Raw genomic sequence first — 17,399 nt, forward strand, 5'->3', positions numbered from 1 at the left:
ACTTAATACAACAAAAAGCCCGGCGCTTGGCCGGGCTTCTCGCGTTGCACACCGATTACTGGTGGTACTGCGCCGACAGCTCATGCACGGCGTTGATGAACACGCCGGCGTGCTCCGGATCAACCTCGGGGGTGATGCCATGACCCAGGTTGAACACATGGCCGCTGCCCTTGCCGTAGCTGGCGAGGATGCGCGCCACTTCCTTGCGGATCGCCTCGGGCTTGGCGTACAGCACGGTCGGGTCCATGTTGCCCTGCAGCGCCACCTTGTCGCCGACGCGGCGGCGGGCGTCGCCGATTTCGCAGGTCCAGTCCAGGCCCAGGGCGTCGGCACCGGCCTCGGCAATGCTTTCCAGCCACAGGCCGCCGTTCTTGGTGAACAGGATCACCGGTATCTTGCGCCCTTCGTGCTCGCGGATCAGGCCGCTGACGATCTTGCGCATATAGGCCAGGGAGAACTCCTGGTAGGCCGCCGCCGACAGGTTGCCGCCCCAGGTGTCGAAGATCTGCACGGCCTGGGCGCCGGCGAGGATCTGGCCATTGAGGTAGCTGGTGACCGATTGGGCCAGCTTGTCCAGCAACAGGTGCAGGGCCTCGGGGTTGTCATAGGCCATGGCCTTGGTCTTGCGGAAGTCCTTCGACGAGCCGCCCTCGACCATGTAGGTGGCCAGGGTCCACGGGCTGCCGGAGAAGCCGATCAGCGGCACGCGGCCGTTGAGCTCGCGACGGATGGTGCTGACTGCGTCCATCACATAGCCCAGGTCCTTTTGCGGGTCGGGAATCGGCAGCGCCTCGATGTCCGCCAGGGTACTGATGACCTTCTTGAAACGCGGGCCTTCGCCGGTCTCGAAGTACAGGCCCTGGCCCATGGCGTCGGGGATGGTGAGGATGTCCGAGAAGAGGATCGCCGCGTCCAGCGGGTAGCGGTCCAGCGGCTGCAGGGTGACCTCGCAGGCGAACTGCGGGTTCATGCACAGGCTCATGAAGTCACCGGCCTTGGCGCGGCTGGCGCGGTACTCCGGCAGGTAGCGGCCGGCCTGGCGCATCATCCATACCGGGGTGACGTCTACGGGTTGCTTGAGCAGTGCACGCAGGAAACGATCGTTCTTCAGGGCAGTCATGTCGGCATCCGGAAAAAAAGTGCGGGCATTTTCTCAGACGCGGACGCAAAAGGCACGGCCATGGCCATGCGTTTTGTCTATTGGGTGCCTTGGATCAAGCGTTTTTGTATACAAAAATACCTTTGGGGCTGCTTTGCAGCCCATCGCGGCACAAGGCCGCTCCTACAGAAGATCGCATTCCCCTGTAGGAGCGGCCTTGTGCCGCGATGGGCCGCAAAGCGGCCCCGACGATCGATCAGACTTCGAGGTAGTCCAGGATCCCCTCAGCGGCCGTACGCCCTTCGAAGATCGCCGTCACCACCAGATCCGACCCCCGCACCATGTCGCCACCGGCAAACACTTTCGGGTTGCTGGTCTGGTGCTTGAACTTGCCCTTCTCCGGCGCCACCACGCGGCCCTGGCTGTCCAGCTGGATGCCATGCTGCTCGAACCACGGCGCGGGGCTCGGGCGGAAGCCGAAGGCGATCACCACGGCATCGGCCGGCAGGATCTCCTCGGAGCCCGGGATCGGCTCGGGGCTGCGGCGGCCACGGGCATCCGGCTCGCCGAGACGGGTCTCGACCACCTTCACACCCTCGACCTTGTCCTCGCCGACGATGGCGATGGGTTGGCGGTTGTAGAGGAACTTCACGCCCTCTTCCTTGGCGTTCTTCACCTCTTTGCGCGAACCCGGCATGTTGGCTTCGTCACGGCGATAGGCGCAGGTCACGGCCTTGGCACCCTGACGGATCGAGGTGCGGTTGCAGTCCATCGCGGTGTCGCCACCGCCCAGGACCACGACCTTCTTGCCCTGCATGTCGACGAAGTCTTCCGGCGACTTCTCGAAACCGAGGTTGCGGTTGACGTTGGCGATCAGGAAGTCCAGCGCGTCATGCACGCCCGGCAGGTCCTCGCCCGGGAAGCCGCCCTTCATGTAGGTGTAAGTGCCCATGCCCATGAACACCGCATCGTACTCGGCGAGCAGCTGCTCCATGCTGATGTCCTTGCCAACCTCGGTGTTGAGGCGGAACTCGATGCCCATGCCGGTGAAGACTTCGCGGCGATTGCTCAACACGGTCTTTTCCAGCTTGAACTCGGGGATGCCGAAGGTCAGCAGGCCGCCGATCTCGGGGTTCTTGTCGAACACCACCGGGGTCACGCCCGCGCGCACCAGCACGTCGGCGCAGCCCAGGCCAGCAGGGCCGGCACCGATGATGGCAACGCGCTTGCCAGTGGGCTTGACCTTGGACATGTCCGGGCGCCAGCCCATGGCGAAGGCGGTGTCGGTGATGTACTTCTCCACCGAGCCGATGGTCACCGCGCCAAAGCCGTCGTTCAGGGTGCAGGCCCCTTCGCACAGACGGTCCTGCGGGCACACACGGCCGCACACTTCCGGCAGGGTGTTGGTCTGGTGCGACAGTTCAGCCGCGGCCAGGATGTTGCCTTCGGAGACCAGCTTCAACCAGTTGGGGATGAAGTTGTGCACCGGGCACTTCCATTCGCAATACGGGTTGCCGCAGCCCAGGCAGCGGTGCGCCTGCTCCACGGACTGCTGCGGCTTGAAGGGTTCGTAGATCTCGACGAACTCCTTCTTGCGCTGGCGCAGCAATTTTTTCTTCGGGTCCTTGCGGCCCACTTCGATGAACTGGAAGTCGTTGCTCAGACGTTCAGCCATTTTTCAAAACCTCTTTACCGCAGTTGCCGGCCATAAGCCGCAAGCTGCAAGACAATCACTTGAGCAGGACGGGCCCCGCGCACGGGGCCGTCACTTGCAGCTGTTCTTACTGCGGGTTGGCACGGGTGCTGGACAGCAGTTGCTTGAGGTTGGCCGCCTTCGGCTTGACCAGCCAGAAGCGCCGCACGTAGTCGTCCAGGTTCTCGGAGAGCTCACGCCCCCACTCGCTGCCGGTTTCTTCCACATACTCGCCCAGGACCCGCGCCAGATGGCTGCGGTAAGCCTCCATCGCCTCACCACTGATGCGCTGGATTTCCACCAGCTCGTGGTTGAGCTTGTCGACGAAGCTGTTGTCCATGTCGAGCACGTAGGCGAAGCCGCCCGTCATGCCAGAACCGAAGTTGTAACCGGTCTTGCCCAGGACGCAGACAAAGCCGCCGGTCATGTATTCACAGCAGTGATCGCCGGTGCCCTCGACCACAGCGTGGGCGCCGGAGTTACGCACAGCGAAGCGCTCGCCCGCGGTGCCGGCGGCGAACAGCTTGCCGCCGGTGGCACCGTACAGGCAGGTATTGCCGACGATGGCGCTGTGCTGGGTTTCGAACGGGCTGCCGGCTGGCGGCACGATGGTCAGCTTGCCACCGGTCATGCCCTTGCCGACGTAGTCGTTGGCGTCGCCTTCCAGGTGCAGGTTCAGGCCACCGGCGTTCCAAACGCCGAAGCTCTGGCCAGCGGTGCCCTTGAAGCGGAAGGTGATCGGCGCCGCGGCCATGCCCTGGTTGCCGTGCAGCCTGGCGATCTCGCCGGAGATACGCGCACCGATGGAGCGGTCGCAGTTGCAGATGTCGAGGCTGAACTCGCCACCGGCCTGGTCGCGGATTGCCGGCAGGGCCATGGCGACCATCTTCTCGGCCAGCTCGCCCTTGTCGAACGGCGGGTTACTGTCTACTTCGCAGAACTGCGGCTTGTCGGCCGGGATGTGCGAGCTACCCAGCAGCGGCGACAGGTCGAGGTGATGCTGGCGCTCGGTGTCGCCCGGCAGCACGTCAAGCAGGTCGGTGCGGCCGATCAGCTCGCCCAGGCTGCGCACGCCCAGCTTGGCCAGCCACTCACGGGTTTCTTCAGCGACGAAGGTGAAGAAGTTGATCACCATGTCGACGGTGCCGATGTAGTGGTCCTTGCGCAGCTTGTCGTTCTGGGTGGCCACGCCGGTGGCGCAGTTGTTCAGGTGACAGATGCGCAGGTACTTGCAGCCCAGGGCGATCATCGGCGCGGTGCCGAAGCCGAAGCTCTCGGCGCCGAGGATGGCGGCCTTGATCACGTCCAGGCCGGTTTTCAGGCCGCCGTCGGTCTGCACCCGTACCTTGCCGCGCAGGTCGTTGCCGCGCAGGGTCTGGTGGGTTTCGGCCAGGCCCAGTTCCCACGGCGCGCCGGCGTACTTGATCGAGGTCAGCGGCGAAGCACCGGTGCCACCGTCGTAGCCGGAGATGGTGATCAGGTCGGCGTAGGCCTTGGCCACGCCGGCGGCGATGGTGCCGACGCCGGCTTCTGCCACCAGCTTGACCGACACCAGGGCCTGCGGATTGACCTGCTTGAGGTCGTAGATCAGCTGGGCCAGGTCTTCGATCGAATAGATGTCATGGTGCGGCGGCGGCGAGATCAGGGTCACGCCCGGCACCGCGTAGCGCAGCCGCGCGATCAGGCCGTTGACCTTGCCGCCCGGCAGCTGGCCGCCCTCGCCGGGCTTGGCGCCCTGGGCCACCTTGATCTGCAGCACCTCGGCATTGACCAGGTACTCAGGGGTCACGCCGAAGCGGCCGGTGGCCACCTGCTTGATCTTCGAGCTCTTGATGGTGCCGTAGCGGGCCGGGTCTTCACCGCCCTCGCCGGAGTTGGAGCGCGCGCCCAGGCGGTTCATCGCCTCGGCCAGGGCCTCGTGGGCCTCCGGCGACAGCGCGCCCAGGGAGATGCCGGCAGAGTCGAAGCGCTTGAGGATGTCCTCCAGCGGCTCGACCTGCTCCAGCGCCAACGGTTGCTCGGCGACCTTGACCTTGAGCAGGTCGCGGATCATCGACACCGGCCGCTGGTCGACCAGCGTGGTGTATTCCTTGAACTTGGCGTAGTCGCCCTGCTGCACGGCGGCCTGCAGGGTGTTGACCACGTCCGGGTTGTAGGCGTGGTATTCGCCGCCGTGGACGAACTTGAGCAGACCACCCTGCTGGATCGGCTTGCGCGCGCTCCAGGCCTCGGCGGCCAGCAGCTTCTGGTCGCCTTCGAGGTCGACGAAACGCGCCCCCTTGATGCGGCTCGACACGCCCTTGAAGCTCAGGCCGACCACTTCCTCGGCCAGGCCCACGGCTTCGAACAGCTGGGCGCCACGGTACGAGGCGATGGTGGAGATGCCCATCTTCGACAGGATCTTCAGCAAGCCCTTGGAGATGCCCTTGCGGTAGTACTTGAAGACTTCGTCCAGGTCGCCCAGCACTTCGCCGGTGCGGATCAGGTCGGCCAGCACTTCGTAGGCCAGGTACGGGTAGACGGCCGAGGCGCCGAAGCCCAGCAGCACGGCGAAGTGGTGCGGGTCACGGGCGGTGGCGGTCTCGACCAGGATGTTGCTGTCGCAGCGCAGGCCCTGTTCGGTCAGGCGGTGGTGCACCGCGCCAACGGCCAGCGAGGCGTGCACCGGCAGCTTGCCCGGGGCGATGTAGCGGTCGCTCAGCACCAGCTGGGTCTTGCCGCCGCGCACAGCCTCTTCGGCCTGGTCGGCGATGTTGCGGATGGCCGCTTCGAGGCCCACGCTTTCGTCGTAGTTGAGGTCGATCAGCTGACGGTCGAAACCTTCGCGTTCCAGGTTCATCAGCGAACGCCACTTGGCGGGCGAGATGACCGGCGAGCTGAGGATCACCCGCGAGGCGTGCTCGGGGGACTCCTGGAAGATATTGCGCTCGGCACCCAGGCAGATTTCCAGGGACATCACGATCGCCTCACGCAGCGGGTCGATCGGCGGGTTGGTCACCTGGGCGAACTGCTGACGGAAGAAGTCGTACGGCGAGCGCACGCGCTGCGACAGCACGGCCATCGGCGTGTCGTCGCCCATCGAGCCGACCGCTTCCTGGCCTTGCTCGCCGAGCGGACGCAGCACCTGGTCACGCTCCTCGAAGGTGACCTGGAACATCTTCATGTATTGCTTGAGCTGGTCGGCGTCGTAGCTGGCCACGCCCTGGTCGTCGCTCAGGGTCGCCTGGATGCGCGTGGCGTGCTGGCGCAGCCAGCGCTTGTACGGGTGGCGCGACTTCAGGCGGTTGTCGATGGCGTCGGTGTCGAGGATCTGCCCGGTCTCGGTGTCCACGGCGAGGATCTGGCCCGGGCCGACACGGCCCTTGGCCAGGACTTCCTCCGGCTGGTAACCCCATACACCGATTTCCGAGGCGATGGTGATGTAGCCGTTGGTGGTGGTCACCCAACGCGCCGGGCGCAGGCCGTTACGGTCGAGCAGGCACACCGCGTGGCGGCCTTCGGTCATGACGATGCCGGCCGGGCCATCCCACGGCTCCATGTGCATGGAGTTGTATTCGTAGAAGGCGCGCAGGTCAGCGTCCATGGTCTCGACGTTCTGCCAGGCCGGCGGTACCAGCATGCGCACGCCGCGGAACAGGTCGATGCCGCCGGTGACCATCAGCTCAAGCATGTTGTCCATGCTCGAGGAGTCGGAACCGACACGGTTGACCAGCGGGCCGAGCTCTTCGAGGTCGGGGATCAGGTCGTTGGCGAACTTGGTGCGCCGGGCCATGGCCCAGTTGCGGTTGCCGGTGATGGTGTTGATCTCGCCGTTGTGGGCGAGGAAGCGGAAGGGCTGGGCCAGCGGCCACTTCGGCAGGGTGTTGGTGGAGAAGCGCTGGTGGAACACGCAGATCGCGGTCTGCAGGCGCTCGTCGCCCAGGTCCGGATAGAACGCCGCGAGATCGCGCGGCATCATCAGGCCTTTGTAGATGATGGTCTTGTGCGAGAAGCTGCAGATGTAGTGGTCGGTGTCGTGGGCGTTGGCCACGGACGAGCGGCGACGGGCACTGAACAGCTTGATGGCGAATTCCTGGTCGCTCAGGCCTTCGCCGCCGATGAACACCTGCTCGATCTGCGGCAGGCGCTCCAGGGCCAGGCGGCCGAGGACGCTGGTGTCGATCGGCACCTTGCGCCAGCCGACCAGCTTGAGGCCGGCGTTGACGATCTCGCGGTCCATGTTGGCGCGGGCAGCCTGGGCTTTGACCGGGTCCTGGTTGAAGAACACCATGCCGACGGCGTACTGCCTGGGCAGCTCGACGGCGAAGTGCTCCTGGGCCACGGCACGCAGGAATTGATCGGGCTTCTGCATGAGCAGACCGCAACCGTCGCCGGTCTTGCCGTCGGCGTTGATGCCGCCGCGGTGGGTCATGCAGGTCAGCGCCTGCATGGCGGTTTGCAGAAGGTGGTGACTCGGCTGCCCCGTCATATGGGCGATCAGGCCGAAACCACAGTTGTCCTTGAATTCTTCGGGATGGTACAGACCTGTTTTCATAGACACTTTCTCACCAGGTTCACCTCTCAACCGGAGGCAAATCTCTTTTTTAACAACCACTTACCATCCACGCCGATCAAACGCCAGCTTTTTTGCGGTGGTCATGGAAAACCATTGTTGCACAGCGACAGCGACGCCCACAAATTTTCATGTCTCACCATTGAAAATTTATGTCGCAATTTTGAATGTTTTTACGCCATGCGCCGTGATAGCGGCTTGGCTAGAGTCTGAAGCGTTTCAGCCATGACTGCAACACAGGGCTTGTGGCCGGCAGTCTGGGACAGAAAAGCCTGCCGCGCTCGGGCGCAGCAGGCTGATCGAAAGCTAGAAGTCGCTCAGCAACTGGGCGGCGGGGTGGTGCCGCCCGGAAGGTATCAGCGGGCCGTGGCCAGCTCTTGTTGGACGCTGCCGACGGTACGTGGCCAAGGTTTACCAGCCTGGACCTTGGCTGGCAAGTTCTTGATTGCCGCAGCAGCGGCGTCGCGGCTGGCGAAGTTGCCGTAGGTGACGACAAACAGCGGCTTGCCCTGCAGGTTTTTCTTGAAGTAGCGATAGTCGCCACCCTGTGCCTTGACGAAGGACTGGGCCGACGCCTCGGAACTGGTGCCGAAGATCTGCACCACGTAATTGCCCGGTTTCTGGCCGGCATACCAGCTGCTGTTGCCGGCACCACCCGCGGTTGGTTTCTCGGCAGGCTTGCTGGCGGGCTTGGCGCTAGCGACCTGGGTCGGGGCCGGGGCCGGCTTGGCAGGTGCAACCGGCTTTGCCGGCTGGGTTGCGACAGGCTTCGGCGCAGGCGCAACCGGCTGTACCGGAGCGGTGGTCACCGGCTGGGCAGGGGCCGGTGCCGGGCTGGCGGTGGCACCTTGCGGCGGCGCGATGGTGGTCACGGTCGGCGGCACGGCGGCCGATGGCGCGGCAGGCTGCAGGGCGGTATCACCCGCAGGCCCACCCTCTTCGCCCTCGCCCATGCCGGCGGCCTGGGCCAGGGGCTCGCGCATCACCGGCTGCGACTGGCCGACCAGCGGCAGCGGCATCGGCTGCGAGGAGCCGGAGAACTCGATGGCGGGCGCGCCGCCCTGGCCCAGTGGCAGTTGCGCCTGGGCGGCCGGTGCTTCGGTCGGAGCCTTGTCGCCCTTCTTGGGCATCAGGACCGCCGCACCAACGGCGACCACGACCACAGCGGACAACGCGAGCACGTGTTTCTTAGGCATTTTGAACCCCATGGATGGTCGCTTGACCGTGGTACGGCTGGCGATCATGGCTTCGATCAAGGTATCGCGGGCGACCTGGTTGATGTTCCCAGGCCAACCGTCGGAGTTTTCGTGGATGTCGACGATCTGCTCGGCGCTGAACACCTCGATGCCCCGGCCTGCGCCTTCCAGGCGCTGTTCCAGGTACTCGCGGGTCTCTTCCTCGCTGTACGGGGCCAACTCGATGACATGGAAGCGCTCGCCATCGGTATTGAGTTCTTCCAGCCCGGCAATCAGCGAAGGTTCGCCGAACAGGAACACATGCGGGCGCCCTTCGGCCACGCCTGCCGCCAACTCCAGCAACGCTTGGAGTGCCGACTCGTCGAGTTGTTCCGCATCGTCCACCAGCAGATAGACTTCCTGGCCGGTCAGCGCCAGCTGCACCACCTGCGACAGGATCGCCTGCACCTCCGGCTGCGCCACGTTCAGCGACTGCGCCACCTGGCCCAGCACGCTGGCCGCGTCACTGGCGCCACGCGCGGACACCACCACGCTCTGCACCGACTGCTTGTTGGTGCTGGCCACCAGGGCCTGGCGCAGCAGGGTCTTGCCACTGCCCACCGGGCCGCTGACCACCAGCATCAGCTGGCTGTAGCGCGCCAGGTGGTGCAGCTGGCCCAGCACGGGTTTGCGCTGGGCGGGGAAGAACTTGAAGCCGGGCACTCGCGGTGCGAACGGATCGTGGCTCAACTGATAATGGTCGAGGAACGCCTCATCGGCATGCAGACTGGTCATTGCGTTGTCACAACCTCAAAGCTGGGCCACGATCGCGCGGTAATCCGCCGCCAGGGTGGCCTGTAGAATCTCTGTCGAATAGTCGTCGGTGACGACGGCCTCGCCCAGCTGGCGCAGCAGCACCAGGCGCAGGCGCCCGTCGAGCACTTTCTTGTCGACCGCCATGTGCTCCATGAAATGCGCCGGGGTCATTTCCTGTGGTGGCACCACCGGCAATCCTGCGTCCTGCAGCAGGCGAATTCCGCGATCGCGCGCTGGCTGGTCGATCCAGCCCAGGCGCATGGACATTTCCAGGGCCATGACCGTGCCCGCCGCCACGGCTTCGCCGTGCAGCCAGACGCCATAGCCCATGTGTGTTTCGATGGCATGGCCGAAGGTGTGGCCAAGGTTGAGCGTGGCACGCACGCCCGATTCGCGCTCATCGGCGCCGACCACGGCGGCCTTGGCCGCGCAGGAGCGGCGAATGGCCTCGGTCAGTGCGACGGAATCCAGGGCGCGCAGCGCCTGCATATTGTCTTCGAGCCAGGCGAGGAACGGCTTGTCGCAGATCAGGCCGTACTTGATGACTTCGGCCAGGCCCGCGGACAGCTCGCGCTCGGGCAGGGTCTTCAGGCTGGTGGTGTCGATCAGCACCGCGTTGGGCTGATAGAAGGCACCGACCATGTTCTTGCCCAGTGGGTGGTTGATGCCGGTCTTGCCGCCCACCGAAGAATCCACCTGGGACAGCAGCGTGGTCGGTACCTGGATGAAGTCGACGCCGCGCTGGTAGCAGGCCGCGGCAAAGCCGGCCATGTCGCCGATCACGCCGCCACCGAGGGCGACCACGGTGGTGCGGCGGTCATGGCGGGCGGTGAGCAGGGCGTCGAAGATCAGTTGCAGGGTTTCCCAGTTCTTGTGGGCCTCGCCGTCGGGCAACACCACGGGCAGCACCGAATAGGCGCCCAGGGTCTTGCTCAGGCGTTCGAGGTACAGGGGCGCGACGGTCTCGTTGGAGACGATGGCGACCTGCCGCCCGGCAATGTGCGGCGCCAGCAGCTCGGGCTGGTCCAGCAGGCCTTCGCCAATGTAGATCGGGTAGCTACGTTCGCCCAGGTCGACCTTTAGTGTCTGCATGTATCCCCACAATGTGCTTGGACGCGGCGGCGGTGCGGCCCCGCGCGGTGACGTTCAGCCCCGTCTCGGCGTTGGTCGCCGAGGATAGACCCCACTCAGCGGGGCGGCAACTTCTGCAGGCGCTCGAGAATGTCGAGCACCACCATGCGTGGTGGCCGTTCGTCGGTTTCCACCACCAGGTCGGCGATTTCGCGATAGAGCGGGTCGCGCGCCTCCAGCAGGGCGCGCAACGTGGCCTCCGGGTTGGCGGTGCGCAACAGCGGCCGGTTGCGGTCACGGGAGGTGCGCCCCACCTGCTGTTCCACCGAGGCGTGCAGGTAGACCACCCGCCCACCAGCGCGCAAGGCCGCGCGGTTGGCGTCGCGCATCACCGCGCCGCCGCCGGTGGCCAGGACCACGCCATCGAGCGCGCTGAGCTCGGCGATCATCGCCTGCTCGCGGTCACGAAAGCCCGGTTCGCCTTCCTTGTCGAAGATCCACGGGATGTTGGCGCCGGTTCGCAGTTCGATTTCCTTGTCGGAATCCTTGAACAGCAGGCGCAGCTCTTTGGCCAACAGGCGCCCGATGGTGCTTTTACCAGCGCCCATGGGCCCCACAAGTATCAAATTTCGCACAGAATCAACGACTCACAGCAATCGCCTGGTCACTCATGATACGCGGAGTCAGGAAGACCAGCAGCTCGGATTTTTTCTCTTGTAATGCATCGCGTCGAAACAGCCGTCCAACATACGGCAGATCGCCAAAAAATGGCACCTTGTCGACCACTTTGTTCTGCGACGTCGAGTACACGCCACCAATCACAATGGTCTGCCCATCGGTCACCCGCACCTTGGCGTTGACCTCGTTCTTGCGGATCGGCGGCACATCGTTGAGGGCATTGATGAAGTCCGGCTCATCCTTGGTCACCCGCACCGCCATGATCACCTTGCCGTCCGGCGTGATCTGCGGGGTCACCTCCAGCGACAGGGACGCCTCGCGGAAAGAGACCGACGTGGCGCCGCTGCGAGTGGTTTCCTGGTAGGGCACTTCGGTGCCCTTGAGTATGCGCGCGGTTTCCTTGTCGGCCGTGACCACCTTGGGCTGGGAGATGATCTCGCCATTGCCGCTTTTTTCCATGGCGCTGAGTTCCAGGTCGAGCAGGATATCGCTGCGCAGCAGCCCCACTCCGAGCCCGGCAGCGGCGCGTTCGACGCCGAGATCGACGAACAGGTCGCTGCCCAACTGACGATCCTTGCCATACAGAGGGCCACCCCAACGCACGCCCAGGGCCTTTTCGTAATCGACATTGGCCTCGACGATCCGGGCCTCGATCATGACCTGGCGCACCGGCACATCCAGTTGCGTGACCAGCCTGCGCAGTTCGGCGAGCCGGGCGGCAGGCTGAGTGGCTACCAGTGTATTGGTGCGGGCGTCCACACTGAGGCTGCCACGCCCGGCCAGGGCACCGTCATCGGCCAGGCTCGACAGCAGCAGCTCCGCCAGCTCGCCGGCCTTGGCATGGAAGATAGGGATCAATTCACGCTGCAGTGGCTCTAGCAATACCTCCTGACGCATGTCCTGGGCTTGCCCGGCGAGCTCGGCCACGGGAGCGACTAGCAGCACATTCCCCTCCTGGCGCCTGCCCAGCCCCTTGCTGCGCAGCACCAGGTCAAGCGCCTGATCCCAGGGCACGTCCTCCAGACGCAGGGTTATCCGCCCCTGCACCGAGTCGCCCGCCACCAGGTTGATGCCCGCGTGGTCGGCCATGACCTGAAGCACCGAACGCAATTCGACGTCCTGGAAGTTGAGCGACATCGGCTCACCCTGAAACGTCTCGGCCTGCGCCATCTGCAGCCCCAGCATCAATAGCGCGCCGCTCCACCATCGCCTCGGTCTCATCCCTGATCTCTCCTTGCTCACGTGTTCCAAGAACCAGATACCTGGGGCGCGCCTGCCAGCGCCCATCGATGTAGAACCGCTCGTGGACCTCCACACGGTCGACCTCGATGGCTACCACAACAGCCCCTTCGAGCCCCAGCTGCTCGCCTTCCACGACCCGGTACAGACGACCCGCAGAGCGCAGCAATGCCTGTCGCCGCCCCGTCCGCGAGAGGCTGCCGACCATCTCCAGCCGTGCCAAAGGAATATGCGCCAGACCACTGCCCTCTCTTGGAAGCGACCAGGCCCGGAACGGATCGAATGCCGTCTTCGGCAAGGCTGCCAGGGCCGGCTCGTCCGCCAATGACGCCGGAACTGGCAGCTCTTCCCCAGGGTGGTAGGCATGCAGCCGTAACTGAGCATCAACTCGCCCGACACCCTCATCCTTCAGGGCCAGCCTGAGCCGTTCCACGCTCAACAGACGCAATTGCCGCAGCCATTGCTCCAGCCACAGGCGCAGCGCCGGGTACTGTCCCGACACCGCGATTTCCAGCGGTTGCACTCGATACACTGAAGCCTGCTGCGCCTCCTGCACCTCAACTCGCTCGAATACCAGGCCATGTTCATGTCCCGATAACGCCAGCTGGTCGAGCAGCTCGCTCATGCCTTCTCCCGCGGCCAGCCGCCATCGCGCCGCCTGCAAAAGCACCCGCGTATGCTCGAGCGCCTGCTGCTCGACACCCAGTTCGACGAGGCGCGTCCTGCGCCCCTCCAGCTCGTTCTGTAGCTGAAGCTGCAACCGGACAGACTCGGCATGCCCCTGAACCGGGTCACGCAGACGAACCAGGTAGCCCACGCAAGCAACCATGAGCGCGAGCGACAGGCACACCATGACCCTCACTACTCCCGACCGGCCAGCCAGCGCCTGCCAGTCAAGGGGCCAGAGGCGGTTCACGACTCGCCCACCAGCAATCGCGCCGCCAGCAGGAACTCGTCACCCTGGACATGACGCCGGAGGTGAACGAGTTCGAGGTCCCGCACCATGCCCACTTGCTCCAGATCGCGCATGAACCGGGCGACCACCGACGCAGAGGCTGCCAGACCGCCCAGGCGCAAACGCCCTGCCTCGACATCCACCTCCGTCAAGCGAGCCCCTTCTGGCAGGGCCTGTTCAAGGGCGAGGAACAGGCCAGGCATCTGCGACCGCCCGGCCTCCAGAGCGGACACTGCGGCATACTCGGCCTGCAGCGCCTCCCGCCTGCCGCGCAGCTGATCGACCTCCCTCAATGTGGCATCGAGCCGCTCAAGCTCCGCCTGATGCGAGGCGACGACCAGTGCTTGCCTGGCCAGACGCGACCGCGCCATCTGATCGAGCCATATGACCCCGCACAGTGCCACTACCAGGGCGACAACCAGCATGATCTGAAATCGTCGCACAACCCTGGCCCTACGCTGCTCGCGCCAAGGCATCAGGTTCAGTCTCGCCATCATGCCCGGCCTCCCATGGCCAGCCCGCAGGCCAGGACCATCGAAGCAGCGCGCAGGCCATCCCTCTCCAGCAAGCCGGTCAGAGGGAGTGGGCAACCCACCTGGCATTTCACACCCAAGTGCTCTCGCAAATACGCCGCCCGGTCCTCATCAGCAGCGAAGCCGAACAGGACAACTTCCTCTACGGGCGCCCGTTCACCCAACCGCCAGAGATCATCGACAGCCTCACTCCATTGCGCCGGCGAGCCCAGGGCGAGCCGCTGTCGTTGCGGCGCGGGGCTGCCGTGCCAGCGGTGCATGACCACTTCGCCCGGCTCCAATTGCAGCAGTACCGCTCCACGAGCCGGCACCTCAGGCAGCAACGCTCGCCGTAGCGCGAAGCTGTCCACCTCGACGGCCTCAAGCTGCAATCCGGCCCTGGCGAACACCCTCTCCAGCGGATCGAGCTGACTTTGACGGCAGGCCACTACCAGTACCTCGAACTGTCCGGGATCGTCGGCGCATGCACCCTGCACCCAGAAGTCCAGGGCCAGATCCTCCAGCGGGAAGGGGAAAAGTTGCTCGGCCTGTGCCAGCACGGCGGCCTCGACATCAAGGTCGGCCAGCCCAACAGGTAACCGGCAAACCTTGCAGATGACCTGGGAGGCGGGCAATGCCAAGGCGACCCGGAACTGCCTCGTCCGACATTGAACATGGGCCCGACGCAATCCCATGACCAACCCCTCTGCCTCGTCGGATGCGGCACTGTCAGGCAGCGCAGGCTCGAAGCGTTCCTGCGCCCACCCCTGCACACGCCAACCGCCGCGCTGACGGTGCAGATGCAGCATTCGTATGGAGTCGGAGGCAAATTCCACCCCCAGCAGTGAACCGGCGTCCCTACCAAAGCGTCCAAGCATGGCTGTTCCTTCCTGGTCATCGGCAGCCCGCGCCGTTGCGGCGCGAGCGGTCGTCCCGCGCCCCGGGCGGTCACCCGGTGGGACGAAAAATGCTTATAATGGCCAGCGTTTTTCTGTCCGCCGGCCCCGCGCGCAATCCACTCCTCAACCTGGACACCCAAAAGCCTTGATACGTCTGCTGAAGTTCTTCTGGTGGTCTCTCGTCGCCGTTATCTGCGCGCTCGTGCTCGGTGTGAGCGGTGCGTTTCTGTATCTTAGCCCCAGCCTGCCCTCGGTCGACTCGCTCAGAAGCGTCCAGTTGCAAATCCCCCTGAGGGTGTACAGCAGCGACGGCAAGCTGATTGCCGAGTTCGGCGAAATGCGGCGCTCGCCGATCAAGTTCCAGGAAATTCCCCCACAGTTCATCCAGGCGCTTCTGTCCGCCGAAGACGACAATTTCCTCAACCATTACGGGGTCGATCCGAGCAGCCTGATGCGCGCGGCATCGCAGCTGCTCAAGTCCGGACACATCCAGACCGGCGGCAGCACCATCACCATGCAGGTGGCGAAGAACTTCTTCCTCACCAGCGAGCGCAGTTTCTCGCGCAAGACCAACGAGATCCTGCTGGCCCTGCAGATCGAGCGCGAGCTGACCAAGGACGAGATCCTCGAGCTCTACGTCAACAAGATCTACCTGGGCAACCGCGCCTACGGCATCGATGCCGCGGCGCAGGTGTACTACGGCAAGTCGATCCGCGACGTGAGCCTGGCGCAGATGGCGATGATCGCCGGCCTGCCCAAGGCGCCATCGCGCTTCAACCCGCTGGCCAACCCGGTACGCGCCAAGGAGCGCCGCGACTGGATCCTCGGGCGCATGTACAAGCTCGGCAAGATCGACGAAGCCAGCTACCAGGCGGCCCTGGCCGAACCGCTGAACGCCAGCTACCACGTGCCGACTCCGGAAGTGAATGCCCCCTACGTCGCCGAGATGGCCCGCGCCGAGATGGTTGGCCGTTACGGCAGCGACGCCTATACCGAAGGCTTCCGCGTCACCACCACGGTACCGAGCGACATGCAGCAGATGGCCAACAGCGCGGTGCTCAACGGCCTCAGCGAGTACGACGAACGCCACGGCTACCGCGGCCCCGAGACACGCTTCCCGGGCAAGACCCGTGCGGCCTGGCTGCAGGAACTGGGCAAGCAACGCACCCTCGGTGGCCTGGAGCCGGCCATCGTCACCCAGGTCGAGAAGACCGGCCTCAAGGTGATGACCCGTGGCGGCCTGGAAGAGAATGTGGCCTGGGACACCATGAAGTGGGCCCGCCCGTACCTCAACAGCAACTCGCAGGGGCGCTCGCCGCAATCGCCGGCCGACGTCGCCCAGGTCGGTGACCTGGTGCGCCTGCAGCGTCTGGAGGACAGCAAGCTCAAGTTCAGCCAGGTGCCCGGCGCCCAGAGCGCCCTGGTCACCCTCGACCCTTACAACGGTGCCATCCGCGCCCTGGTCGGCGGCTTCTCCTTCGAGCAGAGCAACTACAACCGCGCCATGCAGGCCAAGCGCCAGCCTGGCTCGAGCTTCAAGCCCTTCGTCTACAGCGCCGCGCTGGACAACGGCTACACCGCCGCCAGCCTGGTCAACGACGCGCCGATCGTGTTCGTCGACGAATACCTGGACAAGGTCTGGCGTCCGAAGAACGACACCAATACCTTCCTCGGCCCGATCCGCATGCGCGAGGCGCTGTACAAGTCGCGTAACCTGGTTTCGATCCGCCTGCTGCAGGCCATGGGCGTGGACCGCACCATCGACTACATCGCCAAGTTCGGCTTCAACAAGCAGGACCTGCCGCGCAACCTGTCGCTGGCACTGGGCACCGCGACCCTGACACCGATGGAGATCGCCACCGGCTGGAGCACCTTCGCCAACGGCGGCTACAAGATCAGCCCCTACCTGATCGAGCGCGTCGAAAGCCGCAACGGCGAAACCCTGTTCACCGCCAACCCGGCACGGGTGCCCCAGGGCAGCCAGGACCAGGCCGGCCTCGCAGCCCCCGAGCAGGCGATCAGCGTCGCGCCGATGCCGGGCGAAGCACCGTCGGCCCTCGGCCAGGTCGCCCCGGCACCGCAGGTACCCGCCGTGGCCGAGCAGATCATCGACGGCCGCACCTCGTACATTCTCACCAGCATGCTGCAGGATGTGATCAAGCGCGGCACCGGCCGCCGCGCCCTGGCCCTCGGCCGCGCGGACCTGGCGGGCAAGACCGGTACCACCAACGAGTCCAAGGACGCCTGGTTCTCCGGCTACAACGCCGACTACGTCACCACCGTCTGGGTCGGCTTCGACCAACCGGAAACCCTGGGCCGACGCGAGTACGGCGGCACCGTGGCGCTGCCGATCTGGATGAGCTTCATGGGTGCGGCGCTGAAGGACAAGCCTGAGCACGCGCCAGCCGAACCTGAAGGCATTCTCAGCCTGCGCGTCGACCCGGTCAGCGGCCGCGCCGCCACGCCGAGCACGCCGAATGCCTACTTCGAGCTGTTCAAGGCCGAGGACTCGCCGCCTTCGGTGGACGAACTGGGCAATGGCGCCGCACCTGGCAGCCCTCTGCCAGCAGATGAAGCAGCGCCGATGGACCTGTTCTGAAGCAGAGTGCCTGGTTAAGGTTTTACGCGGGCGCGTAAATCGAGCGCCGCCCGCGCAGCGCTCGATCTCACAGCCGCCGGCACTCTCTCGGCAAACAAAAAGCCCCGACTC

The 17,399-nt window shown here is 65.2% G+C and carries 11 protein-coding genes; 1 reads left to right on the forward strand and 10 read right to left on the reverse strand.

The window, feature by feature from the left end; genetic code table 11:
• Positions 1–55 precede the first annotated feature (55 nt).
• The 10 genes from hemE to pilM all read right to left on the reverse strand — a co-directional run bounded on the left by hemE (position 56) and on the right by pilM (position 14,668).
• A complete protein-coding gene (hemE, locus tag V0R62_RS08360) occupies positions 56–1,120 on the reverse strand; it encodes a uroporphyrinogen decarboxylase (RefSeq protein WP_050707338.1) in 1,065 nt (354 codons plus the stop codon).
• 235 nt (positions 1,121–1,355) lie between these two features.
• A complete protein-coding gene (locus V0R62_RS08365; RefSeq protein WP_050707339.1) occupies positions 1,356–2,774 on the reverse strand; it encodes an FAD-dependent oxidoreductase in 1,419 nt (472 codons plus the stop codon).
• A 106-nt stretch (positions 2,775–2,880) separates the two neighbouring features.
• A complete protein-coding gene (gene gltB / locus V0R62_RS08370) occupies positions 2,881–7,326 on the reverse strand; it encodes a glutamate synthase large subunit (protein WP_330103391.1) in 4,446 nt (1,481 codons plus the stop codon).
• A gap of 374 nt (positions 7,327–7,700) precedes the next feature.
• Positions 7,701–9,314 (reverse strand): AAA family ATPase, encoded by a 1,614-nt coding sequence (locus V0R62_RS08375; RefSeq protein ID WP_050707341.1) that lies wholly within the window; start codon positions 9,312–9,314, stop codon positions 7,701–7,703.
• 15 nt (positions 9,315–9,329) lie between these two features.
• Complete coding sequence (aroB, locus tag V0R62_RS08380; RefSeq protein ID WP_186712004.1) at positions 9,330–10,427, reverse strand: 3-dehydroquinate synthase; 1,098 nt, start codon at positions 10,425–10,427, stop codon at positions 9,330–9,332.
• Between the two features lie 95 nt (positions 10,428–10,522).
• Positions 10,523–11,041, reverse strand: a complete 519-nt coding sequence (gene aroK / locus V0R62_RS08385; RefSeq protein WP_028689109.1) for a shikimate kinase AroK — start codon at positions 11,039–11,041, stop codon at positions 10,523–10,525.
• A gap of 4 nt (positions 11,042–11,045) precedes the next feature.
• The gene (locus tag V0R62_RS08390) at positions 11,046–12,269 is read right to left on the reverse strand and encodes a type IV pilus secretin PilQ (protein ID WP_330103392.1); all 1,224 of its coding nucleotides are present in this window, start codon (positions 12,267–12,269) and stop codon (positions 11,046–11,048) included.
• Entirely contained in the window at positions 12,226–13,239 is a 1,014-nt protein-coding gene (locus tag V0R62_RS08395) for a pilus assembly protein PilP (RefSeq protein WP_330103393.1), read from the reverse strand. Before V0R62_RS08395 ends, V0R62_RS08390 begins: the two co-directional genes overlap by 44 nt.
• Positions 13,236–13,703 carry a PilN domain-containing protein gene (locus V0R62_RS08400; RefSeq protein ID WP_330103394.1) on the reverse strand — a complete coding sequence of 156 codons (468 nt, stop codon included), beginning with the start codon at positions 13,701–13,703 and terminating at the stop codon, positions 13,236–13,238. The genes V0R62_RS08395 and V0R62_RS08400 overlap by 4 nt, the downstream gene beginning before the upstream one ends.
• Before the next feature lie 68 nt (positions 13,704–13,771).
• Complete coding sequence (pilM, locus tag V0R62_RS08405) at positions 13,772–14,668, reverse strand: type IV pilus biogenesis protein PilM (protein WP_330103395.1); 897 nt, start codon at positions 14,666–14,668, stop codon at positions 13,772–13,774.
• Positions 14,669–14,837: 169 nt separating this feature from the next.
• On the opposite strand from pilM, the gene V0R62_RS08410 reads away from it, so the two are divergent.
• Positions 14,838–17,288 carry a penicillin-binding protein 1A gene (locus V0R62_RS08410; protein ID WP_408005642.1) on the forward strand — a complete coding sequence of 817 codons (2,451 nt, stop codon included), beginning with the start codon at positions 14,838–14,840 and terminating at the stop codon, positions 17,286–17,288.
• The last annotated feature ends 111 nt before the right edge of the window (positions 17,289–17,399 follow it).

The sequence above is a fragment of the Pseudomonas carassii genome, from assembly GCF_036324045.1.
GTDB lineage: Bacteria > Pseudomonadota > Gammaproteobacteria > Pseudomonadales > Pseudomonadaceae > Aquipseudomonas > Aquipseudomonas peradeniyensis.